A 24,505-nucleotide genomic window follows, 5' to 3' on the forward strand; every position below is an offset into this window, starting at 1 on the left:
AGATGGTAGGCGACAAAACGATATCGAGTCGTATCTTTAATGCAACAAACATGATTATTCTTGGCATCATTGCCTTGCTTTGCGTGCTGCCCTTCGTTCATGTCATTGGCAGCTCCTTTGCGACCGGGGCAGAAATCGCACGGAGGAGTTTCTTATTGTTTCCAACAGAGTTCAGTTTAGACGCGTATCGTTATATATTCTCTACCGATACGATTATCCGCTCCCTAGGTGTTTCGATTGGAGTGACCCTTGGAGGGACGATTTGGAGTATGTTGTTGTCTGTACTCACCGCTTATGGTCTATCAAGACGAGATCTTGTTGGTCGTCGTTTCCTAATGTTTTTTATTGTTTTTACTATGCTTTTTAACGGTGGGATGATTCCAACCTTTCTTGTCGTCCAACAAACAGGACTTATTGATTCACTGCTTGCGCTTGTTATACCAGTGACTATTAATGCATTTAACATGATTATTTTACGAAGCTTCTTCATGAATTTACCAGCAGGACTCGAAGAATCAGCAAAAATTGATGGCTGTAATGACTTTGGGGTGTTGTTTCGAATTGTTATTCCATGTTCGCTACCGGCAATTGCGACGATCTCACTGTTTTATGCCGTGACGTATTGGAATACGTATATGCATGCAATTCTTTACTTAAATGATCCGAATAAATGGCCCGTCCAAGTGCTGTTACGTCAAATCGTCGTCTTAGCAACGGGCATTAATTACGACGGTGCGGAATATACAAGTGTGCCACCTCCGGAAATTAGTGTGAAGATGGCTGTAATTGTTGTAGCGACTGTTCCTGTATTACTTGTATACCCATTCTTGCAAAAGTATTTTGCAAAAGGTGCATTAATTGGATCGATGAAAGGATAAGCCATGGCTGATGTTGATCACTACCTCAGGACGCTTTACGAAGGAAGACCATCAGTTTCGATGTCTAAAGAAAAGCGAATCTTTGCTTTAAAACAGGCACTGGGGACATTCGTGCCTAGTGACCAAAGTGAAGGAATCCGCATCTCTTGTCGACAATATGACCAATACAGTGAGGAAACATTTGTTATTGAAACGACTGATTGCTTACGAATGCCATTTCGAATGCTTTTACCGCACACTCCCGCAAAAGGAGAGCCCATTGTGCTTGCCCTTCATGGGCACGGTACAGGAGCTACAGAAGCACTCGAAGCTGGATCAAGTCATCGTGGATTTGCTAAACGTCTCGTTAAACAAGGTTGTATTGTTGTTCTTCCAGAGCTTATAGGATTTGGTGCTCGAAAGAAATCAAGTGATGAAGCGGAGAACAATAGTTGTTTCTCTATTGCGTCAGAACTTTTGCTCTATGGAAAAACATTGGCCGGGTTACGTGTATGCGAAACTCTTCATCTCGTAAATTGGTTAAATACACACCCTCAATTTATGAAAAGTAGCATTGGTGTATTTGGCTTCTCTGGCGGTGGGTTGATTGCACTACTTTTAGCTGCAACAGATGAACGCATTCAAGCAACAGTTCTAAGTGGTTTTGGGGCCATGATTAAAGACAGTGTGCTTGCTCGTCGTCATTGTCTTGATAATTACATTCCCGGTTTATTAACTATCGGTGAAATGCCAGAGTTATTAGCACTTATTGCCCCAAGGCCCCTGTTTATCGAAAGCGGAGATCAAGATATGTTGTTTCCCTCAAGCTCAGTACAGGAAGCAACAAAACAAGAAAACGTGATGGTTCATCTATTTAAAGGGCTCCATGAAGTAAATGGGGAAGAGTCGATTCCTTGGCTAATCAAGCAGTTGCAGGAGAGAGGAGAGGGAAATGGATACATTTAAAAACCCTATCATACCTGGGTTTTATCCAGACCCATCAATTTGTAGAGTAAACCAAGATTATTATCTCGTTACATCAACATTTGAATATTTTCCAGGTGTACCTATTTTTCATTCCATCGATTTAGTGAACTGGACTCAAATTGGACATGTGCTTGATCGTCCGTCGCAACTAAACTTAGACGGAACACCAAATTCTCGAGGCATTTATGCTCCAACCATTCGCCACCAGAACGGATTGTTTTATGTTATTACGACATTTGTAGAAAGTCAGTATGGCGAACGCCGAAACTTTTATGTAACGGCTGAAAATCCAGCGGGTCCCTGGTCTGAACCGGTTTGGTTAAAAGGGGCACCTGGTATCGATCCTTCTTTGTTCTTTGATGATGATAATCGAGTTTACTACACGGGCAATCGAGTTCCACCAACGGGTCAAACTCATGCCAAACATATGGAAATATGGTTACAAGAGCTAGATGTGAACAAAGGTACGTTAATTGGGGATCCTGTAGGAATTTGGGATGGCGCACTGAAAATTGCCCATGCACAAGAGGCGCCACATATATACAAAAAAGATGGATTTTATTATCTGATTATCGCTGAGGGCGGAACCGGCTTCACTCATGCCGTAACTGTTGCGCGAAGTAAAACAATCGCAGGTCCATATGAGGCGAATCCCCGTAACCCTATTTTGACACATCGACATCTAGGAAAAGATGCACCAATTACGAATGTCGGTCACGGCGATCTTGTTGATACAGAAGATGGCGATTGGTGGATGGTTTGTTTAGGATCGCGACCATATGGTGGCATGTTTCGTAATCTCGGTCGAGAGACTTTCTTGGCACCGGTACGATTTGAAGATGATTGGCCAGTCGTATGTCCTGATACAGGACGAATTGAAGAGGAGATGCGCGGACCAAACCTTCCACGTCAAAAAGTCATCTCCTCGTCAATTAGAGATGAGTTTGATCAATTGGAACTAGGCATGGAGTGGAATATGATTCGCACACCACGAGAGCGTTTTTATACGCTTGCGGAGAAGCCGGGTTTTTTGCGGATGAAACTTAGACCAGAAACACTCGCGGATTGTGCGAGTCCAAGTTTTATTGGGAGGCGCCAGCAGCATCTCTCATATAACGTAGCAACGAAACTATTGTTTTCCCCGGAAACACAAGGGGAAGCAGCGGGGTTGACCTTATTTCATAGCCAAACACATCACTACCGGTTTGAAGTCATATATGTACAAGAGCAGCCAGTGGTTCGTGTTGTTAAAAGAGAAGGAACCAGTGATGATGTCGTAGGAGAATTATCTATTTCAGAAACTTCAATTGAACTTAAAGTCGAGGCACATTTTCAAGAGTTGACATTTCTTTATCGGAATCAATTTGGAAAGTGGCATGTTGTCGCTGAAAAGCAAGATGGTCGTGTACTTAGTACAGATCGAGCCGGAGGTTTTGTTGGAACATATATTGGCTTATTTGCTACAAGCAATGGAAATGAGAATACAACGTATGCTGACTTTGACTGGTTTGACTATAAGGGGGAGTGAAAATGACGCATAAATTGGATGTAGAGATCAAAACACCGTTGGAATGGGGAAAAAGAGCGATTGAAACAGTTATGAGGCAATACAGTCCACTAAACATGCCGCCAGCTAATCGCTGGCATTACCATCAAGGTGTGTTTTTATGTGGTGTGCATCGTATTTGGGAGTTGGAACCAAACAATGCTTATTTTGACTATATTAAAGGTTACGTTGATGGACTGGTCGACGAAGATGGTAATTTCTTGTTTAGGCGAGACGAGCTTGATGCCATTCAAGCAGGATTGTTACTATTTCCACTTTATAAAGAAACAGGGGAGTACCGTTATAAAGAGGCGGCACGGAAGTTACGTAGTTTGCTAGATACACTTAATCGTAACCGTGAAGGCGGGTATTGGCATAAAGACAAATACCCGAACCAAATGTGGTTGGATGGCTTATACATGGCTGGACCATTTGCAATTCAATATGGTCAGCAGTTTAACGAAGGAACGTTAATTGATCTCGTGTTAGCTCAAGAACAGTTAATGCGTACCTCTACAAAAGATGAGCAAACTGGGTTGTATGTCCATGCATGGGATGCAAGTAAACAAGCAGATGTGTGTGATCCGGTAACTGGAAAAACAACGGAGGTGTGGGGAAGAGCACTTGGGTGGTATGCAATGACATTAATTGACTTTATTGACTTGCTCGAAACAGAGCTTCAAAAGAGAGAACCTCTTATTGAAGTATTCCAAGCGCTAATGAATCGCCTGATCGCTTATCAAGATGAAGAGTCTGGTCTGTGGTATCAAGTGGTTGATAAAGGAAATGAAGAGGGGAATTGGCTCGAGAGTTCTTGCTCTTGTTTATTTGCATACGCACTCGCAAAAGGAAATAGGCTAGGTTTATTGGATGATCTGGCGCTTAAGCATAGCGAAAAAGCGTTTAACGGCCTCTTGTCGCATTCTCTCGAAGTGGCTACAGATGGTTCCGTTTCATTACATGATATTTGTATTGGTACATCGATTGGTCGTTATCAAGACTATATCAACCGACCAACAACTGTTAATGATTTACATGGAGTAGGCGCTTTTGCGCTATGTGCAGCAGAGTTAGAGAAAGCTATTAGACAGTAGGGGGAAGGAAAATGGTGCGCTGGCTTAATGTTGTCTTATGTGTCTTCTTACTGTTCATGACAGGATGTAGCAAAGAGGGAGAACGACAACTTCACATTATGGCGTTTTCTGATGAGCTTTATGAGCAACAAGAGGCATTAAAGCTTATTCTCGCAGAGGATGACGTTGCGTTAACTGTTTTCCCGACTATACTAGAACGTTTTATTGTGGAGCTTGTTGGTCACGAAGCAGATCTTTTACTTGTGGATGGAAGCTTGGCTGGAGCAATTGATCCAGAAGGTTTAGCGGAGCTAGGTGAGCTAGAAGGCGTATCTGTTCCTATTCATGAAGAGGAAGAAATTGTAGCGCTATCCTTGCAAGAGCTGTTGGTAGAAGCTGTCCAATTAGAACAAGAGCACCTTCTTCTTATTCCTGTATATAGCGATCGACAACAAGAGGCATTGGCGTTCGTAAAAACGTGGTAGCAAAAATAGATGGTTCGTCTATAACTCTAGAAGGGGGTAATAATTAATGGAGCTTACAGGAATGTGGGGCAGCTTTTATCGAGTCTCTTTATTTATTTCTAAATTAGCCTATGCCAATGTTTTGTGGCTAGGATTTACGCTACTCGGACTTATTGTTTTTGGTGTAGCACCAGCAACTGTAGCGTTATTTACGGTCACTCGAGCGTGGGTCAACAAAGAATGGGATATACCGGTGTTTAAACAATTCTGGTCCACCTATAAAGATGAGTTTTGGCGGGCGAATGTTTCTGGAATTGCATTATTCGCAGTTGGTTTTTTATTGTATTGGAACCTCACGCTATTTGCGGGTAGCGAATTGGTCATGTTGGTGGTTCGAGGGATTTTATTAGTGATCGCGTTTTTATTTGCTTTTATGCTTTTGCTTTATTTTCCAACCTACGTTAGCTTTCATTTAAAAGGTCTTAATCGAGTACGTGCAGCTTTATTAATTGCTTGTGGCCACCCCCTTCATGTAATGGCTATGGGCGTTGGTCTTTATGGATTGCAGATGCTTTACATGTTTATACCTGGACTAATTTTGTTTTTTGCGGCGGCTAGTATTGCATACTTGCTTTCCTGGGTCTCTGCGCGCATCTTTTCATCGATGAAACAAAAACAATACTCACAAAGTGAGGCTTCAACACAACTATGATTAGGATTCAAAGGGGGAGTGCGGTATGCGAAACATTGTCGTTTGTGGCCTGAGCAATAGGGCGCTTAGTATGTTTATGAAACCGATCTTGGAACGTTTTAATCAGGATAATCAAATCGTTGGGATGCTTGATTCCGATCGAAAACGATACGAAGTTTGTCTAGAGTCGTTTCCAGAGCTTTCGGATGTCAAATTCTATAAACCGAGTGAATTTGAACAGATGGTTAAAGAGACAAACGCGACAACGGTTATTGTTACGAGTAGAGATGATACCCATGTTGACTATATTCTGCGTGGGCTTGCGCTTGACCTTTCCATTATTAGTGAAAAGCCAATGGTCACTACTGCCGAAGATGCCAGGCGTGTACTTGAAGCAGAACAATTAAGTGCTGGGCAAGTGACGGTTGCATTTAATTATCGTTATAGTCCGTACCATCTGAAAATAAAGGAACTCATTCAGTCAGGTCGAATTGGTCGTGTAACCTCTGTTGATCTTAATTGGTACGTGGATACGTATCATGGATCAAGCTATTTTAAACGTTGGAATCGCAACCGCGCATATTCTGGCGGTTTATCAATCCACAAATCCACGCACCACTTTGATCTCGTCAATTGGTGGATTGGAAAACAACCTAAAGACGTGTTTGCGTTTGGTGATCTCCATTATTATGGAAAAGATGGAGAACTAAACCCAAGCATGCGCGAGGGGCGGCGTTGTGGCACGTGTGGAGAGCGACAGGATTGTTCCTATTATCGACGTTGGTTTGGGAGAAGCCAATCAAATGAACCAAAAGATGATCACTTACTTGCTGGTCAGGATCTTGGTGCGTATACGAACTATAGTCCAGACGCGTGTATTTTTGACGGAGAAATCGAAATTGAAGATACGTATGCAGCCACTGTTCGCTATGACAGCGGAGCGCTGCTTAGTTATTCCATTAATTTTTCTGCTCCTTATGAAGGGTATCGGTTAGCGATCAATGGCACGAAGGGGCGAATTGAGACACAAGAATATCACTCACCATCGCGAACACCTTTTTCAGTGCCTGAACAAACCGTTGATTTGATTCCACTTTTTGGAGCAAAAGAAATCATTCATGTCGTGAAAGCAGAAGGGGGACACGGTGGTGGTGATCCTCTGATCCAAGAAGACTTGTTTTTAGGACCAGATCAAAATCGAAGCTTTGACGTACTTGCAGGAGCAGAGGCAGGTGCTTACTCCATTGCAGTTGGGGAGGCGGTCTGGAAATCAGCAAAAACGGGTAAATGCATTCAAGTGAATGACTTGTTGGCGAAAAAGGAGGGAATCCACTAATGGATTCGACCGTTGTTCATCCAAGTGATGATGTACTTGTAGCCTTACGTGATATAAAGAAAGGCGAGACGATCAAGCATGTTTATGGCGAGTTAACGATGATTGAAGCGGTTGAGAGAGGTCATAAAGCTGCGTTGCGCGACATTAATCAAGGCGAGCAAATTTTAAAATATGGTTTTCCAATTGGAACTGCGACGTCAACCATTCCAAAAGGAGCGTGGATTCATACACACAACGTCAAGACCACACTTGATGGCACGTTGACCTATACTTATGAGCCAGAACAAGCTGCAGCAACGAAGGAGCCCGCGGAAAACGAATGGACATTTAAAGGATACGAGCGAGAAAATGGCGAGGTTGGTATCCGGAATGAAATTTGGATCATCAATACTGTAGGCTGCATTAACAAGACAGCTGAACTGGTTGCTAAGCTAGGAAATGCTGAAGGCTATCAAAATATTGATGGCGTTTACAATTTCCCTCATCCCTTTGGTTGTTCACAATTAGGTGATGATCTAAAAAGTACGCAAGCCTTGTTGGCGAGCCTTGTCCACCATCCAAATGCAGCTGGTGTGCTCGTACTTGGGTTAGGGTGTGAAAATAATTATATCGATTTATTTAAAGAAGCGCTAGGTCCTTACAATGAGAAACGAATTAAGTTTCTTGCTGTGCAAGAAGCAGGAGATGAGTTAGAGGAAGCGCTTGATTTATTGAGTGAGATTGCGAAAGTTGTTAAAAATGATAAACGTACAGAAGTCCCGTTATCGAAACTAAAAGTCGGGTTAAAGTGCGGGGGGTCTGATGGGTTTTCTGGTATTACTGCCAACCCTCTTGTTGGTGCCTTTTCTGACCAATTAATTGGTGTTGGGGGTTCGACTGTTTTAACAGAAGTGCCAGAAATGTTTGGAGCAGAGACCATTTTAATGAATCGTGCTTCGAGTGAAGATGTGTTTGATTCTATTGTCGATATGGTAAACGGGTTTAAAGATTATTTTATTCGGCACAATCAAGTCGTGTATGAAAATCCGTCTCCGGGAAATAAAAAAGGCGGCATTACGACGCTTGAAGAGAAGTCCTTAGGGTGTGTGCAGAAAGGTGGATTCGCTCCAGTGGCTGACGTCGTACCGTATGGAGGGCGTGTGAAAAAGCAAGGGCTTACCCTTGTTCAAGGTCCAGGAAATGACCTTGTTTCGGTTACTGCTCTCGCCGCATCTGGTGCACAAATTGTGCTTTTTACAACCGGTCGGGGTACCCCGTTTGGTGGACCGGTTCCTACTGTTAAAGTATCAACGAATACGGGGCTTGCTGAAAGAAAGAAAAACTGGATTGACTTTAATGCTGGCGGTTTGGTAGAAGGGAAAAGTATGAACGACTTAGCGAATGATTTATTTCACTATGTTTTGCGTCTAGCCTCTGGTGAAGAAACAACATTGAACGAACAAAATGGGTTCAAAGAAATCGCCTTATTTAAAGACGGCGTGATCTTATAAGAAGGAGGAAGCGATGGCTGAAACGGGTGTTCATCGATTAACACAAACGGTTTTGAATGGAAAAGAACATACGGGTGAAGAGACAATTGTGCAAATTGGAGAAGGGAACTTTCTTCGTGGATTTTTAAACTGGATGATTCATCAACTTCATAAGCAGGGTGTTTATTCTGGTCGTGTAGTTGCAGTTCAGCCAACCCCACATGGGAAAGTGGTCCCTGTTTTAAATGCACAGAATGGATTATTTACAACCATTTTAAGAGGAAAACTAAAGGGCGAAACAATTGATAAGGCAGAGCTTGTTCAGTCTATTTCGAGAGGTATTAATCCTTACACAGATTGGGATGAAGTCATTGCACTAGCAAGGTCCACGTCAGTTAAATGGCTATTTTCAAACACGACAGAGGCCGGTCTAACCTATCTCCATGAACCGTATAACGGGAAAGAAGCGCCTTTATCTTTCCCAGGAAAAACGACCGCTTTTTTATATGAGCGTTTTCTAGCATTCGATGGCTCTCTTACAGCTGGTATCGTTGTTGTGCCATGTGAATTGGTTGAAGAAAACGGAGTCGTCTTAAAAAGTCTAATCAAGCGAGTGGCGAACGACTGGGAGTTGCCAGAGTCATTTTTAAGCTGGCTTGATGAGGCAGTGATTTTCTGTAATACCCTTGTTGACCGGATTGTTACTGGTTTTCCTCGTGGAGAGGAAGAGAAGTGGGCGACTAGACTTGGTTATGAAGATCACTTGTTAACCGTGGCGGAGCCGTACCATCTATTCGTAATTGAGGCTGAGCGGAGGCCAAATGAGCGTCTCCCGTTTGCTGAAGCTGGTTTAAATGTTGTGTGGGAAAAGACAGCATCTTACAGGGAGTTAAAAGTTCGTTTGCTTAACGGTGCGCATACATTTATGTTTGCGGCTGGTGTGCTTGCTGGTGAGACGACGGTAAAAGGTGTGCTTAAAAATCAAGTGCTAAGGCATTTTCTGGAAAGAGGACTACAAGAGGAATTGATGCCGACTGTCCGAGCGAATCAAGAAGTGAAGGAAGCTTATGTAGCCAGTGTCATTGAACGATTCGAAAACCCTTACTTAGCCCATCAACTAACCGATATCGGTATGAATGCGATCTACAAATTTAAAACACGGCTTTTGCCAGCGCTAGAAGCGAACCAGCGGCCGCAACTCCTTTTGTTTAGCCTTGCCGCTCTTCTTGTCTATATGAAACCTATTGGAAAAGAAGGGGCCTTTTTGCAAGGGAAAGCAAATGGGCAACGCTACACGATTCGCGAAAACGAGACGACGTTAACGATCTTGAATGAGGCATGGGGACAATTTGATCAAGATGAGAAAAATGTTGCGGAGACAGTGCAGCTCCTACTTGAGCAAGAGGAATTATGGGGTGTTGATTTAAGTGAGCACCACATACAAGTGACAGTTTTTGTGGAGCAATTGTTAAGCGGTGAGATAGAAAACATCGTTACAACGATATAGAAAAGAAGCCAGGCTATTTAAAGCCTGGTTTTTTTCTACTTGTACGTAAACCCTTGTTTCTTAAGGGCTTCCGCTGTTTGAGGGATTCCGTTTGGTCTGCTGTAGTAGCGTGCGACGGTATCAGCCCATGTTTTTGCTGGTATCTCGTTGCTTCGCTGCTGCATGTAGTCAGCAAAAGTTTTCTCATATGCTTGAATGGTGGATGCTTGATCCTTATTGTAACGGTCTTGATGATAAAATGCTTCAACAGGTATACGTGGTTTAAGACCAGGTTTATCAGTTGGGTGCCCTAAAACAAGTCCTGCCACTGGAAAAACGTATTCAGGTAGCTCAAGTAGCTCAATCATTTTCTCGGAATGTGATCGAATGGCACCAATTGGTACAATCCCAAGCCCCATTGATTCCGCAGCAGCTGTTGCAAAACCAAGTGCAATGCCCACGTCTGTTGATCCAATAAGAAGTGTATCAACATTGTCACCAGCTACAAATGATTGACCTTGCGCCTCAAGTAATTGCTTTGCTCGATAAAAATCAAGCGTAAACGCAAGGAAAACAGGCGCTTCTTTAATCCACGGCTGACCAATTGTATCGGAGATAGTGGCCTTCTTTGCTTCATCAGTTACACCAACAACACTTAATTGTTGTCCATTTCCCCATGTAGGCGCAGACTGTGCTGCTTTAATTACAGCCTGTAACTGTTCAGTTGAGACTGGTTCCGATGAATATTTGCGGATCGATTGGTGGTTGTTTAATACGTGTATTGTTTCATTCATTCTGATTCCCTCCAATTATGTAGTCATGCATTAGTTATAACAAAAAGAGGGAAAAAGAGCACAAAGTCTGCTCACTTGAAGTGTAAACAGGCTTACTTACGTTAAGAAGAATACTAGCAAATTGATAACTTCGTAGGAAAACGAAGGGTTGCTCCTCTTTATTTTTTTACATAGAGGCCATTCGCTACATGTGAGTAAATAGGTTTTTCCTAGTCTTACTAATAGAAACGCATGTCTCCTTGCAAGAGGAGAGAGTACATTTTTTCTGTAGAAAAAATGGTCATGAAGAATTGGATATATACGTGCTAGAATGAAAGCGAAAGAAAAAATCGAACTTCTCAATACATATGAAACATTTAGAAGGTGTTGTTTATGCCGGATTGGTCCTATCATCCTTTAAAAAAGCTACTATTGAATCGATTAAAACCAATAAAGAGCAGAGAGTTTCTTCATCGCACAATGAGCACAATCGCATCAACCCCCGGAGGAGGAAGCCTTATAAACTTTTTAGGCCATATGAGTCCTGCGGAAGAAGTTGGCAAAGAGATCAATCATAGCTTACGGGTGCTTTCCCCGGTGGGACTATCTAGTAAAATTGATCCGCATTTGTCGGGAATGAATGCTTTTCAAGAATTAGGTTTTGGTTTTATAGAAATAGGACCGATTGTATTAAACGAGCCTAAAATCCAGATACAACCAGCTATTGCTGATGAGGCTATTTTGTTCTCCAATCAACCAGAGAAGGTTCCCCTCAAGCTGGCAATTAAGAAGCTAACAAAAATAGACATGAACATACCTATCTTTGCGAGGGTGGATCCACAAGTAAAGGGAAGTGAATGGGACATCATTGTGCAGCATCTCACACCTTTTGTTGATGGTTTTATAGGGACGCAAGAACAAGTAGGGTCGTATCTTCATAATGACATAGGTATTGAACATTCTTTTTACATTGCGTTGTCTTCAGAAGAAGTCATAAGCGCAGAAGAATCACAGTTGATAAACAATCATCCGCAGATCGGTGGCGTTATTGTCCAGGCCGTGCGGGATAAACAAGGTGAGTATTGGCGGGAAGGTACTAATGCAAATGAAAAGCTGATTCATAGAGTGAAACAGGTGAGAGCATTTTATCCAGACCTCACGATTATAACCTCTGGGGGAATTGAGACTCCGAATGAGGGTTATGAAGTAGTTCGAGCTGGAGCAGATTTACTACTTTTAGACGAAGGGTATGTAAAAACAGGGCCAGGATTACCAAAAAGAATTCATGAGCGATTACTATATGAGCGAAATTCTACCACTAAACGAGAAAGTTGGCATTGGTCATTTTTATTTGGCCTTAGCATCCTAATTGGAGGAATGATCGCTTTATATTTTGCCTTTACGCGTATTATTCTCCCTTATGATGAATCGTTTATTGGATTAACAAGAGAAGAAATCTTACAAGTTAATCCCAATATTCTGGCCTTTATGTCTCATGATAGAATGGCGCTCGCGGGAACAATGATATCAGGTGGAATTCTTTACATACAGCTAGCACGGCACGGAATAAAGCAAGGGTTACATTGGGCGAAGATCGCTTTTCATGCTGCTGCCATCATTGGGTTTCTCGGCATTCTACTATTTATTGGGTTTGGTTATTTTGATTGGTTACACGGTTTATTCTGGTTATTAATAATGCCAATTTACTATTTAAGTTGGAAAGAAGGAACGCATGCCACAGCTAGTCCATCTTCTGACCATGGTGAAAATGATCGAGCTTGGAAAAAGGGATTATATGGACAGTTGATGTTTGTCATACTTGGTTTTTCAATACTCATTGGTGGGGTTGTTATTTCCACAATCGGTGTGAGCAACGTTTTTGTGGAGACTGATTTAACTTTTCTATGCATGACACCACAAATGTTAACTGAGTTGAGTGAGACATTAATCCCTGTGATTGCACATGACCGAGCAGGTTTTGGTAGTGCTTTAGTAAGTGTTGGTTTACTCGTACTGATGATCTCCTTATGGGGATTCAGAAAAGGAGAACGCTGGATCTGGAACACACTTGCATTGGGAGCTTTACCTGGGTTTATCGCTGGAATTGGAACTCATTTTTATATTGGCTATACCACATTTATTCATTTATTGCCTGTTTACTTTTTGGTCGTTTTATATAGTTTAGGCCTCTTATTATCATATGATTACTTGAAGAAAAAGTAGAAGAAGGAGTAAATCGATTACTCATAAATCTAAAAAATGAACGGACCAGTTTTTAGGGAGGGCTCCACCGGTTAGTGAAGCCGAGATCCTCAAAAATGAATCAAAGCTTCTAATCGATTCCGTCCGTTCATGGATAATGGTTTGCTTGCTTATGTAATGCGAGCAAACCATTATTTCTTTACCTATGAGTTGTTGCCATTAAGAACGTCTTTTTTCTTTGCTTAAATGGCTCCTACTTTCTTAATTATGCCTTGTTTTTACGGATGAGCACAACTATAGATAAAGCTAGATGAACTACGGCGCAGCTTGCTGTTACAACAAGAATGCTTGTTATCTCATTTTCCATAAAAATGGCGATAAATGACCATAAGAACACAAGTGGGTATGCCCAGTCTTTATAGCGTAATGAAATAAAAGCAGCGAGTAGTGTTGCAACAATAAGCATAATAAGTGTCCAAATCAATTCGTCTAAACCTAGAATGGTTGTTACATCTGTTTGAACAAGCCAAGTAAAGATATTAACGATCGTCGCTACGGAAACCCAACCAAAATAAATCGAGAATGGAAGACGATCAAACCAACTAAATCGAATTGCACTAATACGTGTATACATGATAACTAAAGTCGTAAGAAGCGCAACTATAATAAGAACGGAAGCAAGTAACCATTCTTGTGCGAATGCGATAATCCACATTCCATTTAAGGTAAAATTGACAGCCGGCCAATAACGGACTTGTGCATAGGCACTCTCTTCATATCGACCAAGGAAAAAGATGCGCACGATCCAAATAAAGAGAAGGACATAAATAAGTCCCCAAATGGAAAATGCATATCCAGCAGGTTGGATTAAAGCTTGGTCTTGGTTGGCGACCATACCAACATGTGTTGCTGACCAATAGTTTAAAAAGATCATTAAGCCGAAAAAGATTAAGTATGTGATACCAAGGGTTGTTCGTTGTTTCATCATGGTGCCTCCTTTGGATAGCCGTATATATACATGTATACACGTAAAGATTCCGACATAAACGTCGGAAATAAATAATTATTCGTATCGCTTCCGTAAAAGAATAGAAATGCAATTCGTTACCGATTCTATCGCTACTTCATAGTACTTTTATATAAGTACTGTTTTTTTATCTTGTTGTTTTTAATTTTTATAGTATAATTAATATCATATAATAATTATTATAATTAAGACGTATATACTTATTGGCTAAATGGAACGATACGAATAGATGAATGGCTTTTAAGTAAGAAAAGAGGAAACGTTTGATGGAAAATGAGAAAGCAATCGAGTTAAAGCAGGTGACGTATTCCGTTGATAATGTGGATATAATAAAAGGCGTCACCGGTTCATTTGCGAAAGGAAGCATTACAACCATTGTCGGACCATCCGGCGCTGGGAAAAGTACATTGTTTCGGCTATGTAACGGAATGAAATCCGCTAATTCTGGTGAAATTTACATAGAAGGTAAGTCTATTTTTACCTTTGACCCAGTAATTCTACGTAAAAAAATTGGGATCGTTTTACAGAAAGCAACGATGGTAAGTGGGACGGTTAGAGATAACTTAGCGCTGCCGTTAAAGCTAGCTGGGAAAGAATTAAAAGAGAAAGAAGCGACTGAGTTAATACAACTAGTAGGGTTAGATCAAAACATCCTTGCTCGCAACAGCAATGATTTATCCGGTGGTCAAAAGCAAAAAGTGTCAATTGCTCGTACGCTCATTAATCGACCAGAAGTTTTGCTACTTGATGAAATCACTTCTTCACTTGATCGTGTATCACAGCAAGAAGTTGAAAAATTAATTCAAAAGATTAACAGCGTCTATGGGACAACGATTATTTGGATTACACATAATTTAGAGCAAGCAACACGCATCGGTAACGATACGTGGGTAATGATGGACGGTGAATTGGTTGAGATGGGGCCAAGCGATTTGCTGCACAAACCAAAAAACGATCGAGTGAAACGGTTTGTAAAAGGGGACATTCAATGAGTTTTCTCACATTGGCACTGACGTTGATCTTTGTATTAATCCCCTTAGCTTTGTCCCAAGTGCTTCGGTTAGGCCTCGGCAATGATATTTTCATTGCTACCGTTCGCTCGATCATCCAATTGCTTGCGGTTGGTTATGTGCTCCAGTTTGTATTTGACTCTGAGAGTTTGCTTTATGTTGGTTTAATGCTTTTACTCATGATTGGAGCAGCGACACAAAATGCGCGAAAAAAAGGAAAAACGTTCAAAGGTATTACTTGGAAGCTTATAGTAACCTTTGTGTGTGTTGAAATCGTAACGCAAGGAATTATACTTGGTTTTGGCATTACCCCTGCAACAGCTCAATATATTATTCCTATTAGTGGGATGGTGATTGGGAATTCAATGGTACTAGGTATTTTGTTCTTAAATCGTTTTACGTCAGAGGTTGAATCAAGGCACGATGAAACAGAACTACTATTAACGCTTGGTGGTACACCGAAACAAGCGATTCATAAGCAATTAATGACTTCGATTCAAGCGAGTACAATCCCGACAATTGAGAGTCAGAAAACCATTGGTTTGGTCCAGTTACCTGGGATGATGAGTGGACAAATTATTGCAGGTGCTGATCCACTACAGGCAGTTATGTTTCAGCTGTTGATTCTGTTTCTATTGTTAACTACGGCAATCGTAACAAGCGTCATGCTGGGGTTTCTCTCGTACCCAACGTTATTTAATGAGCGTATGCAAATAAATGAATGAACCACTATAAACAGAGCTCCAACCTGACAGGGTTAGAGCTCTGTTGTTTTGTTGATTTCTTCTGGAAAGGTAATAATCGTTTCGTTTGTACGCTTGTAGTACCAATGCAAGAAAGAGTGAGCCATCGTTAATGGCACGTCTTGAATGACGCTATGGCGGATAGGCTTTGCGCGATTAATTGTATGAAAGGATGCGAGTCTAAGTCGTTTTTGTACGAGACTTCGCTTCACTTGAGCTTCAATGATTCTTTCTCTTTTTGTAATAAATAAAGAAGTCGTTAAGCCACCTTTTTTTATTTGAATAAATTGTTTATTTAATGCGTATCTCGTATGCATAAAGTCGAGTATTCTAGTTATAAACGTAAAAACAAATAAGCCAATCGATACGATCCACCATCCATTCTCACTTTGTAAAATCGTTGGTTTGAAATAAAAGAGAAGAGCCGATGCAATAAGCCATGCCCAATAAGGTCGCAGAATACGAATTGCCAATGCTTTTTTAGGGAGCCGTTTCATAGTTGTTGTTAATTCATAAGTGGGTAGAAGTTTTGTTACCATATCATAAGCTTGATCAATTGGTAAAAAAGGATAGAGCGTACTGATCTCATTGGATTGATCATCGATATTAAGGGTACCTGCGCTTATAAGCTTCACTTCGCAAAGACCAAACATTCGTTTAATAAGAGATTGATTGACTTCAAATGCTTGCACCTTTTCTTTTGAGATTGAGAATGATGTTTCCGAGAGTATCCCTTTTTTAATGTAGATACGATCATCATCAGAGGAGATCACATAGTTTCCATAAGTCAGTACTGTTTTCAAAACACCGTAAATGACTGAAGCAATAATGATGAGAGCAATGAGACCTGCAAGCAGCCACCAAGATTCTAGCATGGTTGCTAAAAGTCCTTTTGTCTCCTCTTCGATATTAATCATATCGTTCATTTTAAAGAGGAGTGATCCAATTAATGGAATGAGCAATAAGAAGCTGAGTGAAGCAAAAGATGCTTTTAGTAAATCACGTCGTGTTGAGTGAAAGAAAATCGTTTCGTTATTTTCGATACGATTATTTTCTGCATTGGACTTTTCGGTTGTGTACTCTTCGCTTGTTTTATTTAGATCAAGGTTTGTTAGAAGTTTTTCAATTTGGTCGGCTTCCTTTTCTGATACAACTTGAAATGTAATAGCCGCATCTTCACCAGTCATTCCTGTTTCAAAATGGATGGAAGTCATATGGAATGGTTTATGTAAAAAGGATGTATGGCGATTAACGTTCTGGATTTTTGAAAACGGGATAATTCGTTCTGATTTTGTCAACATTCCTTTATAGAGATGAAAGGATCGATCATCTAATTCGTATTTATGAGTAAACCATTTTACAAAAATCGATACAAGCGATACAGCGATTAGAATAAAAAAGGCAATTCTAGCATAAGCAACAAAAGTTGAGTCAGAGCCAGCTCGAAATACAAATAAAAATAAGGCAATAAAAGCGACGTTTTTTCCAAGTTTAACGATTCCGAAAAGCATTTGTAGAGGATGATATCGTTTTGTCTTCATTGATCGTCCATTTCCTGCACTTTTGCATAATGAGCAATTTGGTTTCGTAAAACGATGGCATCTTCTTTCAGGAGCGCTTCGATTAAATGAGAACCGCCAGTTGTTTGAACAGAGATGGAGCTAAGCCCGTATCTCCGTAAAATAGGACCTTGCTGTGTTTCTACAGCTTGAATTTTTGCCATTGGTACAAGTAGATGTTCTTCAAACCAAATTCCTGATTTGAGTTGCAAGAATTCATGATCTGCTTCGTAACGCCAACTTTTGTAAAGAATATACGGTTTGAACAACGACCAAATAGCACCGATGACAGAGGCTACTGTGATGAAGAGAAGGAGCCACCAAATCCAATCTGCCCACATAAAGCGAAAATCGAGGTAAAATAATACGCCTAATAGCGCAAATCCAAGGGCATTCACAAGCGCGTCACGGATCAACCATACTTTAATTATGTCTTTTGCTAATATTCGCTTTGGTTCATTGATTTTCATATTCAACGTTCTCTCTGCCCTCCTATAATCCAATTAATGGAGCTTATAACTGTTCTATTTTCTCGCATCTGTAGGTAAAAGGGAATAATTAGTTTCTAATTATTGAAAATTAAAAGGTATCTTAAAACCAAACAAGAAGTAAACAATAAGTGATGAAGGTGGGTGAGAAAGATCTTTACTGGTAAAGGGTTCAACGAAAAATTGCCGATCTTGCAACAAATTCCTGAATATAAATCAGCAGCAATTCTATTTCACCCATTTTTAAAAATGCCTAATGGTTGGGAAGTTCCAACTGAAGATAAACAAATAAATCGAATGTTTCCAACGGATGATGAAATATTGATGTATGGAAAAGAGCTGTCTTGGAGAGTGATGATGGAGATAAGTGAGCTTTCCTCGCCGTATGAGATTGAGGTAGCTTTACAAACGTATATTGGAGCACTTGGAAAGAAGAACATGAATCAAGACGTGGCGAATCGACTTGATAACAAAATGGTTGATGGCCTATATATGCCAAATGAAGATGAACCAACAATCTTTCTATGGGAAAAGATGTTAAAAGTTTTGCGGTTAACAGGCGCAAAGTCAATTACATGTAAAGATCTAATTGAAACAGGCGACACGTTTCTTGCTAAAACGGTAAAGGCAACAGATATAAGCAGTTTTCCATTCGGATCAATTGAACGACATCTTTACGATGATCAGAAGCAATTTTATTTTTATAGTTTAGTTGATTCGTTTTTTACGATAATGTTCTCGAAGGAAAAAGAGATAAAACCAATAGTATCGGCTGCGAATATGGAAGGAATCATTTGTACAGAGGAGACGACTGCGCTCTGGCAGTTTGAGCATAAAACAGAAATGTTTCTTTGGATGAATGAAGAGAAAAGACCCGATGAATCGATTCCGAGATCTTCATCAATAAAACAAGATGGAGAGTTCGAATAATATTACGCTAGATTTAGAAACGATACACACTGATATAAGTGCGCAGTCAGAGGTTGGCGATATTCAAGTCATGTTTATGGAGTTGCCTGACGAGCTTAAGTATACAGTGGAAACAGAAGTGGGAAGGCGTCAATACGATGTTCTGAAGAACATCCCTCAATCTGAACAGGCTCCTACATTATCGTTAAAGACGGAAGTGGGTTCCATCTCTGTTATAACAAAGTGAGAAAAGATACATACAGTTAAAAGAGAAATGCTATATTCATAGCATTTCTCTTTTTGGAATTCTATTTCTCTAAATTTTGTTTGTGCTTATTTCTTGATAAGATGTTGTTCTCAATCTTTTCATATGTGTGCAAAAGTTGATTAACAAAGGGAGAGCGCGGAACCCATATATACATAAGAATAGCAAATGAGGTCGCAATTAGTGCGCCAACCAAAACATCTAATGGATAATGCACGCCGACGATGATACGTGCTAGTCCAACGAGAGCGGCGAAGATTAACCAACCGATTTGTCTTTTATTAAACAACCAGAAGACAACACAAAAAGAGAAGAATAATATCGTGTGATCGCTTGGAAAGGAATTATCAATTTCCTTATGAATAAGCTGATTTACATTTTCTAACTCATGAAATGGCTGATAGTTATGATGGAGCAACCCGACTAAATTACCTGTAATCCACGCCAATATAAAAGCAAATCCACCTGCTAAAACCATATAGCGGTGTTTCTCAGTTTGTTTCCCAAAAAAGAAAAAAAGAACAAGCAAAGCTAATAAAATAACCGTATATTCGGCGATAAAAACAAACGGTGTGTTAATAAAGGGGTAGTCAAACCCAAAATCATTGATTTGGTGAAATAAATGTACGTTTCCTTCTCTGAACATATCAATTTTCCTTTGTCATGCTGTAAGTATGTGTAATGATTTTTTATTGTATCATATTCATTTGCCTTAAGAAGAAGTGATTTATAGTAATAAAATACAATGAGAGTAGCCATTTTGCGTTGATTTTTGACTTTATTCCATTTGCCTTTTTTATCTTCTACTTTAGCTTAATTACCGCAATTAAGAAGAAGTCGATTGCAAAGAAAATGAGTAGACTAAGAGGATAATAAATAATGAGAAAAAGGAGCGAGATAAATGGAAGACAATCATTGTCGGTGTAATTCAAACCGTGAATTAGATGAAAAAATAGTAGAGGAAAGGCTAGAACTAGATGTTGATATAGTTAGCCAAGGGGATTGGCAGAAAGCACAACTAGCTTTCAGAGAAAAAGAAAAAGCGCTCACGCGCGCTAGGGATCAATTAAATGCAGAACGACGTCGTTTGCCGATGTTGGAAGTAGAAAAAGACTACTATTTTGATGGAGATAGCGGTACGCAAACGTTAAAAGATCTATTTGCCGGTTATCGCCAGCTTATTATCTATCATTTTATGTTTGATCCAGGATGGGAAGAAGGTTGTGATGGCTGCTCTATGATGGTTGATAATATGGGTGACCCGGCCCATCTTAATGCCAGAGATACACGACTCGCCCTTGTATCTAGAGCCCCGTTAAAGAAGATCAAATCTTTTAAAGAACGAATGGGTTGGAGAGTTCCTTGGTATTCATCCTATTCAAGCGAGTTTAACAAAGATTTTGGTGCAACTATTGCGGGGCAAGGTGAGGTACATGGCTATAGTGTATTTCTAAAAAATGAAAATCGAATTTATCGTACGTATTCAACTTGGAACAGGGGAGTTGAATACCTTGGTTCAAACTGGAGTTACCTTGATCTCACCTCTCTTGGCCGTCAAGAAGATTGGGAAGATTCGCCTGCATGGGTGAAACAAACAAAACGGTATATGTGGTGGCGTCATCGTGACCAGTATGGTAATAAATAACGAAAAGAGTTACATTCGGTAGTTTTGTCTTTAAGAGATACAATTGCTCTCCAAAAGGGTTTTCTTACTAGTTTAAAAAAACAAAATCATTTTTAGGATAAACAATGTGTGTGTGTAATAAAGGAAATTGGTGCTTGTTACTAGAAATCAGTTATATGGAAGAATAAAGAAAAAGCAAGTGAACATTCAGTTCACTTGCTTCTTTTGATTAAGCGCTTTTTGATTCATCTTTACTTACCGAGTTATGCTCATTTAATGGTCGTTTTGACCAGTATGTGGCCATTATAGGACCTGTGATATTATGCCAGGCAGCGCCGATGACACTTGGGATAGCGGCAATTGGACTTAAATGAGCGGTTGCGAGTGTGACACCAAGTCCCGTATTTTGCATACCTATTTCAATGGAAACAGCGCGTCGTTGGCTTGGAGTTAAGCGGAATGCAGCTGCAGCGATATAACCAAGTACTAGTCCAGCGCCGTTATGAAGCATAACAGCAACAAAAACGATTAAGCCTGATGCAGCTAGAGCTTCCGTGTTTGCGCCAACAACAGCAGTGATGATCGCTAATATAGCAAGGACAGAAACAAGAGGCATAACGGTTGCTGTTTTATTTGCAAAGGTTGGCAAAAAGTGACGGATAAACAAACCGAGTATGACAGGAACAAGAATGACCTGAAGAATCATTGTTACCATCGCCATGAAATTGACTGGCATCCATTGACCGGCCAGTGCATAAAGAATTGCCGGAGTCGCAATCGGAGCGACAAGTGTTGACATTGAAGTCATTGTAATGGACAACGGCAAATCTCCTTTTGCTAAGTAAACCATCACGTTTGAAGCTGTACCACCTGGGACAGAGCCAAGCAAAACGAGTCCTGCCGCAAGTTCTCCTGGTAATTGCAGCAAATAGGCGATCGCAAGTGCTATAAGCGGCATGATAGTAAACTGAGCGACAAGTCCTAACACAATAGGCAGAGGATGTTTTGCAACTAAAGTAAAATCAGTTGGTTTTAATGTCATTCCCATGCCAAACATAACGATACCGAGCAAGATCGGTACAAAGCTATTAATTGGAATAAATGGATCAGGCATGAAAAAGGCAATAACTGCTGCCGCAATGACGAAGACGGCAAAATATTTTCCTGCAAAAGCACTGATTGATGCTAGCTGATTCATGCTTGTTTGCTCTCTTCAACTTGGACAAGTTTATTTGGGTTTAAAAGATTTGTTGGATCAAGCACCTGTTTTATTTTTTGCATGATTACGAGTGCTTCTCCATGTTCTTGTTGTTGATACTTGCGCTTACCTGCACCAACACCATGTTCACCGGTACATGTTCCACCTACCGCTAGCGCATGGGATACAATGGCTTCATTAATGGAAGTAACTGCTTTAATATCTGCTTGGTTCGTTGGATCAAACATGAGGATTGCATGATAATTCCCATCACCAACATGCCCGGCAATTCCACCTTCTATTCCGGAAGCATCCACAGTCTTTCGGGCATGAGAGATTGCGTGCGCTAATTCGGAAATGGGCACACATACGTCGGTTACCATCATCTTCTTACCAGGATTGCTATGGATAAACGCATAGGCAAGATTGTGGCGTGCGTCCCAGAGTTTATTACGAGCTGCGGTATCGTGTTCGAAATCGATTTGATGACAACCATAGTCGTGAACAATCTCTTCTGTGAAAGCAACATCTTGTTTTAACCCGGCTTCATTCCCGTGAAATTCGAGAAACAATGTTGGTTTAATTGGATAATTTGTCTCACTAAACTCGTTCACTTTTTGCATGGACGCTTCGTCAACAAGTTCTACTCTGGCGATTGGTATACCTGCTTGTAGTATGGAAACAACGGCAGAAACAGCTGCATCGCCATCTGCAAAAACGGCACGACCAGCAACGATATGTTCAGGTATACCATAGACTCTTAGTGTTAACTCTGTAAAACAACCGAGTGTTCCTTCAGAGCCAACAAATAATCCGTTCAAATGATAGCCAGAAGATGATTTGGCAGCGTTATTTCCAGTGTTAATAATAGAACCATCAGCAAGTACAACCTCGATATTACGTACTTGATCGCGCATTGTGCCATAACGGACAGATGTTGTACCACTCGCATTCGTGGCAGCCATGCCACCGAGAGTCGCGTCTGCGCCAGGGTCTACAGGGAAGAACAGACCGTATTTTTTAAGTTCTTTATTTAACTGTGTTCGCGTTACGCCAGGTTGCACTTTCACAAGGAAATCTTTTTCTTTTATCTCGATAATGTTATTCATTTCTGAAAAATCAACGGATATGCCATTTTCTCTCGGGATGACTAAACCTTCGAGGCTTGAGCCAAGTCCAAATGGGTAAACAGGACGATTAAACTGCTGAGCAACTTTCATCAAGTTATGTACATCTTGTGCGTGATATGGATAAACAACAACTTCTGGGATAACAGCTTGATGATAGGACTCGTCCTTGCTATGTTGTTCACGAATCGTTTCGTTAATCGTTACTTGTTGAAAGCTTAAAGCTTCTCGTAGTTCGTCGATTAATGTGGACATCTGTCTACTCCTCCAGTACAAAATGTGATAAAACGTATTATACAGGAAATACAATTAATTCGAAATCTTTTTTCTGGAAGATTATCTAACGATATTGATCTCAACTCGATTTAACTCGTTCTAACGATTTGTTACATAAGATTAAATTGCGGTCCTGTTACTAACATGGTTAAATGGTGGGAGATTACGCAAAAGAGGCGGCGAGAACGATGACTTCTAGAGGAACCGGAATTTTACGTGAACAAAATGAAAAAAGGGTTCTTTCGCTATTGAGAAAAAGAAAAGAAATGACACGAAAAGAACTAATGGAATCACTTAAAATAAGCAAAAACACCATTTCTATTATTGTTAATCAGTATATAAAGCAAGGTGTTATCCAAGAAATTGGTAGAAAACAACCAAATAAGACCGGTAGACCTACAATCTTATTAAAATTGAATCCAGCTTTTTTTGAAACCATTAGTATGGTCATTCACTCCGATTCGATTGAATGGAGTGTTTATAATTATTTTCTTGAACCATTGCATACTGATACCATATATTTGGATACAACTGATGTGCAAACATGTGTGAACAAAGTATTAGATATTATTGAAGAAGAACAACAGAATCGAAGCCATGTGATTGGTGTAGGAATTGCAGTGCCGGGTATCGTGGATACGAATAACGGATCTATAATTAGCTCAGTAACACTTAATTGGAAGAATGTCCCCCTGGGATCTTATTTAAAACAATCGATTGCTTTGCCTTTTTATATACAGAATAATGTTAAGGCGGCAGCGCTTTGCGCAATCGAAGAACAAGCCGACCATGCACAATCAAACTTTTTTTACATTCGCATGGGTGAAGGAATTGGTGCTGCTCTCGTCATGGATAGCCAGATCTGGGATGGCGAGACATCAACAGCTGGAGAGATTGGACATCTTAGCGTCAATCCTGATGGTCCTGAATGTAAATGTGGCCAAAAGGGTTGCCTCGAACGCTTAATTGGACAGAAGACATTTCTTGAATGGACAAAGAAAAATGGAACGGTTTATGAAATGCAACTGGAATTAGCGAAATACGGAGAGTATTTATCCATTCCTATCATGAATATGATTCTTCTCGTGAATCCAAGTCATATTATTGTTGATAGTCCTTATAATGATTATGATTCATTTACCGAATCCGTCACAAAAGTGTTGGAGGATCGAAGTAAACGTTCCCTTGGATTAGGTCAGAATGATATTATCTTTAATGAAGAGCCATATAGTGAGCTCGAAGGTGCGGCTCTCGCTATGATTTTGTCTTACGAAGCATAAGACGATCGTGAAAACCTGCCATAAGTTAAGTGGTAGGTTTTTATATTGAGTTAATTTTGATTTGAATCTTATGAATCTATTGGAGTTTAGCTGAATTAGTGATTGATTATATTTG

The 24,505-nt window shown here is 40.4% G+C and carries 23 protein-coding genes; 16 read left to right on the forward strand and 7 right to left on the reverse strand.

Features of this window, described 5'->3' with window-relative positions; translation table 11 throughout:
* Positions 1–2: 2 nt before the first annotated feature.
* Genes BK584_RS17905 through BK584_RS17945 form a run of 9 tightly spaced genes read left to right on the forward strand, consistent with a single transcriptional unit; the run spans position 3 to position 9,930 of the window.
* Positions 3–878 (forward strand): carbohydrate ABC transporter permease, encoded by an 876-nt coding sequence (locus BK584_RS17905; RefSeq protein ID WP_054705929.1) that lies wholly within the window; start codon positions 3–5, stop codon positions 876–878.
* Positions 879–881: 3 nt separating this feature from the next.
* Positions 882–1,823: a dienelactone hydrolase family protein gene (locus BK584_RS17910; RefSeq protein WP_078393836.1), complete on the forward strand. Its 942-nt coding sequence runs from the start codon at positions 882–884 to the stop codon at positions 1,821–1,823.
* Positions 1,810–3,372 carry a glycoside hydrolase family 43 protein gene (locus tag BK584_RS17915; RefSeq protein WP_078393837.1) on the forward strand — a complete coding sequence of 521 codons (1,563 nt, stop codon included), beginning with the start codon at positions 1,810–1,812 and terminating at the stop codon, positions 3,370–3,372. The genes BK584_RS17910 and BK584_RS17915 overlap by 14 nt, the downstream gene beginning before the upstream one ends.
* Positions 3,373–3,374: 2 nt before the next feature.
* On the forward strand, positions 3,375–4,484 hold the full coding sequence (locus tag BK584_RS17920) for a glycoside hydrolase family 88/105 protein (RefSeq protein ID WP_078393838.1): 1,110 nt from the start codon (positions 3,375–3,377) through the stop codon (positions 4,482–4,484).
* Between the two features lie 11 nt (positions 4,485–4,495).
* Positions 4,496–4,948, forward strand: a complete 453-nt coding sequence (locus BK584_RS17925; RefSeq protein WP_078393839.1) for a hypothetical protein — start codon at positions 4,496–4,498, stop codon at positions 4,946–4,948.
* Between the two features lie 46 nt (positions 4,949–4,994).
* A complete protein-coding gene (locus BK584_RS17930; protein WP_078393840.1) occupies positions 4,995–5,639 on the forward strand; it encodes a YesL family protein in 645 nt (214 codons plus the stop codon).
* Between the two features lie 25 nt (positions 5,640–5,664).
* Positions 5,665–6,954 carry a Gfo/Idh/MocA family protein gene (locus BK584_RS17935; protein WP_078393841.1) on the forward strand — a complete coding sequence of 430 codons (1,290 nt, stop codon included), beginning with the start codon at positions 5,665–5,667 and terminating at the stop codon, positions 6,952–6,954.
* Positions 6,954–8,444: a UxaA family hydrolase gene (locus BK584_RS17940; RefSeq protein WP_078393842.1), complete on the forward strand. Its 1,491-nt coding sequence runs from the start codon at positions 6,954–6,956 to the stop codon at positions 8,442–8,444. The genes BK584_RS17935 and BK584_RS17940 overlap by 1 nt, the downstream gene beginning before the upstream one ends.
* Before the next feature lie 13 nt (positions 8,445–8,457).
* Entirely contained in the window at positions 8,458–9,930 is a 1,473-nt protein-coding gene (locus BK584_RS17945) for a tagaturonate reductase (protein ID WP_078393843.1), read from the forward strand.
* A 35-nt stretch (positions 9,931–9,965) separates the two neighbouring features.
* On the opposite strand, the gene BK584_RS17950 is transcribed toward BK584_RS17945, so the two are convergent.
* Positions 9,966–10,703 (reverse strand): NADPH-dependent oxidoreductase, encoded by a 738-nt coding sequence (locus tag BK584_RS17950; RefSeq protein WP_078393844.1) that lies wholly within the window; start codon positions 10,701–10,703, stop codon positions 9,966–9,968.
* 372 nt (positions 10,704–11,075) lie between these two features.
* On the opposite strand from BK584_RS17950, the gene BK584_RS17955 reads away from it, so the two are divergent.
* Complete coding sequence (locus BK584_RS17955) at positions 11,076–12,905, forward strand: hypothetical protein (RefSeq protein ID WP_078393845.1); 1,830 nt, start codon at positions 11,076–11,078, stop codon at positions 12,903–12,905.
* Positions 12,906–13,149: 244 nt separating this feature from the next.
* Here BK584_RS17955 and BK584_RS17960 read toward each other — a convergent pair whose 3' ends face one another.
* On the reverse strand, positions 13,150–13,869 hold the full coding sequence (locus tag BK584_RS17960; protein ID WP_078393846.1) for a TspO-related membrane protein: 720 nt from the start codon (positions 13,867–13,869) through the stop codon (positions 13,150–13,152).
* 308 nt (positions 13,870–14,177) lie between these two features.
* Here BK584_RS17960 and BK584_RS17965 point away from each other — a divergent pair, with 308 nt between their 5' ends.
* The gene (locus tag BK584_RS17965; RefSeq protein WP_078393847.1) at positions 14,178–14,903 is read left to right on the forward strand and encodes an ABC transporter ATP-binding protein; all 726 of its coding nucleotides are present in this window, start codon (positions 14,178–14,180) and stop codon (positions 14,901–14,903) included.
* Positions 14,900–15,646, forward strand: a complete 747-nt coding sequence (locus BK584_RS17970; protein WP_078393848.1) for an ABC transporter permease — start codon at positions 14,900–14,902, stop codon at positions 15,644–15,646. The genes BK584_RS17965 and BK584_RS17970 overlap by 4 nt, the downstream gene beginning before the upstream one ends.
* A gap of 32 nt (positions 15,647–15,678) precedes the next feature.
* Here BK584_RS17970 and BK584_RS17975 read toward each other — a convergent pair whose 3' ends face one another.
* Complete coding sequence (locus BK584_RS17975; protein WP_078393849.1) at positions 15,679–17,205, reverse strand: PH domain-containing protein; 1,527 nt, start codon at positions 17,203–17,205, stop codon at positions 15,679–15,681.
* Positions 17,202–17,693 carry a PH domain-containing protein gene (locus tag BK584_RS17980; protein WP_367579329.1) on the reverse strand — a complete coding sequence of 164 codons (492 nt, stop codon included), beginning with the start codon at positions 17,691–17,693 and terminating at the stop codon, positions 17,202–17,204. The genes BK584_RS17975 and BK584_RS17980 overlap by 4 nt, the downstream gene beginning before the upstream one ends.
* Before the next feature lie 162 nt (positions 17,694–17,855).
* On the opposite strand from BK584_RS17980, the gene BK584_RS17985 reads away from it, so the two are divergent.
* Positions 17,856–18,641: a DUF2711 family protein gene (locus BK584_RS17985; protein WP_078393851.1), complete on the forward strand. Its 786-nt coding sequence runs from the start codon at positions 17,856–17,858 to the stop codon at positions 18,639–18,641.
* Positions 18,625–18,867 carry a hypothetical protein gene (locus BK584_RS17990; RefSeq protein WP_078393852.1) on the forward strand — a complete coding sequence of 81 codons (243 nt, stop codon included), beginning with the start codon at positions 18,625–18,627 and terminating at the stop codon, positions 18,865–18,867. Before BK584_RS17985 ends, BK584_RS17990 begins: the two co-directional genes overlap by 17 nt.
* A 61-nt stretch (positions 18,868–18,928) precedes the next feature.
* Here the strand turns inward: BK584_RS17990 and BK584_RS17995 are convergent, their stop codons facing one another.
* Positions 18,929–19,531, reverse strand: a complete 603-nt coding sequence (locus BK584_RS17995) for an undecaprenyl-diphosphatase (protein ID WP_139365700.1) — start codon at positions 19,529–19,531, stop codon at positions 18,929–18,931.
* 255 nt (positions 19,532–19,786) lie between these two features.
* On the opposite strand from BK584_RS17995, the gene BK584_RS18000 reads away from it, so the two are divergent.
* Positions 19,787–20,530, forward strand: a complete 744-nt coding sequence (locus tag BK584_RS18000; protein WP_078393854.1) for a DUF899 domain-containing protein — start codon at positions 19,787–19,789, stop codon at positions 20,528–20,530.
* Positions 20,531–20,738: 208 nt separating this feature from the next.
* On the opposite strand, the gene BK584_RS18005 is transcribed toward BK584_RS18000, so the two are convergent.
* Both BK584_RS18005 and BK584_RS18010 read right to left on the reverse strand, forming a co-directional pair.
* Positions 20,739–21,707 (reverse strand): bile acid:sodium symporter family protein, encoded by a 969-nt coding sequence (locus BK584_RS18005; protein WP_078393855.1) that lies wholly within the window; start codon positions 21,705–21,707, stop codon positions 20,739–20,741.
* Positions 21,704–23,089, reverse strand: coding sequence for an FAD-binding oxidoreductase (locus tag BK584_RS18010; protein WP_078393856.1), 1,386 nt, complete (start codon positions 23,087–23,089; stop codon positions 21,704–21,706). The genes BK584_RS18005 and BK584_RS18010 overlap by 4 nt, the downstream gene beginning before the upstream one ends.
* Positions 23,090–23,298: 209 nt before the next feature.
* Here BK584_RS18010 and BK584_RS18015 point away from each other — a divergent pair, with 209 nt between their 5' ends.
* The gene (locus BK584_RS18015) at positions 23,299–24,390 is read left to right on the forward strand and encodes an ROK family transcriptional regulator (protein WP_169871360.1); all 1,092 of its coding nucleotides are present in this window, start codon (positions 23,299–23,301) and stop codon (positions 24,388–24,390) included.
* Positions 24,391–24,505 lie beyond the last annotated feature (115 nt).

Source organism: Shouchella patagoniensis (genome assembly GCF_002019705.1).
In the GTDB taxonomy this organism is placed as follows: domain Bacteria; phylum Bacillota; class Bacilli; order Bacillales; family Bacillaceae_D; genus Shouchella; species Shouchella patagoniensis.

Coding starts and splice junctions, on each gene's coding strand:
- BK584_RS17975 (WP_078393849.1), bottom strand. CDS start 17,205: ATGAAGACAAAACGATATCATCCTCTACAAATGCTTTTCGGAATCGTT.
- BK584_RS17965 (WP_078393847.1), top strand. CDS start 14,178: ATGGAAAATGAGAAAGCAATCGAGTTAAAGCAGGTGACGTATTCCGTT.
- BK584_RS18015 (WP_169871360.1), top strand. CDS start 23,299: ATGACTTCTAGAGGAACCGGAATTTTACGTGAACAAAATGAAAAAAGG.
- BK584_RS17995 (WP_139365700.1), bottom strand. CDS start 19,531: ATGTTCAGAGAAGGAAACGTACATTTATTTCACCAAATCAATGATTTT.
- BK584_RS17915 (WP_078393837.1), top strand. CDS start 1,810: ATGGATACATTTAAAAACCCTATCATACCTGGGTTTTATCCAGACCCA.
- BK584_RS17970 (WP_078393848.1), top strand. CDS start 14,900: ATGAGTTTTCTCACATTGGCACTGACGTTGATCTTTGTATTAATCCCC.
- BK584_RS17920 (WP_078393838.1), top strand. CDS start 3,375: ATGACGCATAAATTGGATGTAGAGATCAAAACACCGTTGGAATGGGGA.
- BK584_RS17940 (WP_078393842.1), top strand. CDS start 6,954: ATGGATTCGACCGTTGTTCATCCAAGTGATGATGTACTTGTAGCCTTA.
- BK584_RS17990 (WP_078393852.1), top strand. CDS start 18,625: ATGGAGAGTTCGAATAATATTACGCTAGATTTAGAAACGATACACACT.
- BK584_RS18010 (WP_078393856.1), bottom strand. CDS start 23,089: ATGTCCACATTAATCGACGAACTACGAGAAGCTTTAAGCTTTCAACAA.
- BK584_RS17955 (WP_078393845.1), top strand. CDS start 11,076: ATGCCGGATTGGTCCTATCATCCTTTAAAAAAGCTACTATTGAATCGA.
- BK584_RS17950 (WP_078393844.1), bottom strand. CDS start 10,703: ATGAATGAAACAATACACGTATTAAACAACCACCAATCGATCCGCAAA.
- BK584_RS17925 (WP_078393839.1), top strand. CDS start 4,496: ATGGTGCGCTGGCTTAATGTTGTCTTATGTGTCTTCTTACTGTTCATG.
- BK584_RS17905 (WP_054705929.1), top strand. CDS start 3: ATGGTAGGCGACAAAACGATATCGAGTCGTATCTTTAATGCAACAAAC.
- BK584_RS17960 (WP_078393846.1), bottom strand. CDS start 13,869: ATGAAACAACGAACAACCCTTGGTATCACATACTTAATCTTTTTCGGC.
- BK584_RS17935 (WP_078393841.1), top strand. CDS start 5,665: ATGCGAAACATTGTCGTTTGTGGCCTGAGCAATAGGGCGCTTAGTATG.
- BK584_RS17930 (WP_078393840.1), top strand. CDS start 4,995: ATGGAGCTTACAGGAATGTGGGGCAGCTTTTATCGAGTCTCTTTATTT.
- BK584_RS17945 (WP_078393843.1), top strand. CDS start 8,458: ATGGCTGAAACGGGTGTTCATCGATTAACACAAACGGTTTTGAATGGA.
- BK584_RS18005 (WP_078393855.1), bottom strand. CDS start 21,707: ATGAATCAGCTAGCATCAATCAGTGCTTTTGCAGGAAAATATTTTGCC.
- BK584_RS18000 (WP_078393854.1), top strand. CDS start 19,787: ATGGAAGACAATCATTGTCGGTGTAATTCAAACCGTGAATTAGATGAA.
- BK584_RS17910 (WP_078393836.1), top strand. CDS start 882: ATGGCTGATGTTGATCACTACCTCAGGACGCTTTACGAAGGAAGACCA.
- BK584_RS17980 (WP_367579329.1), bottom strand. CDS start 17,693: ATGAAAATCAATGAACCAAAGCGAATATTAGCAAAAGACATAATTAAA.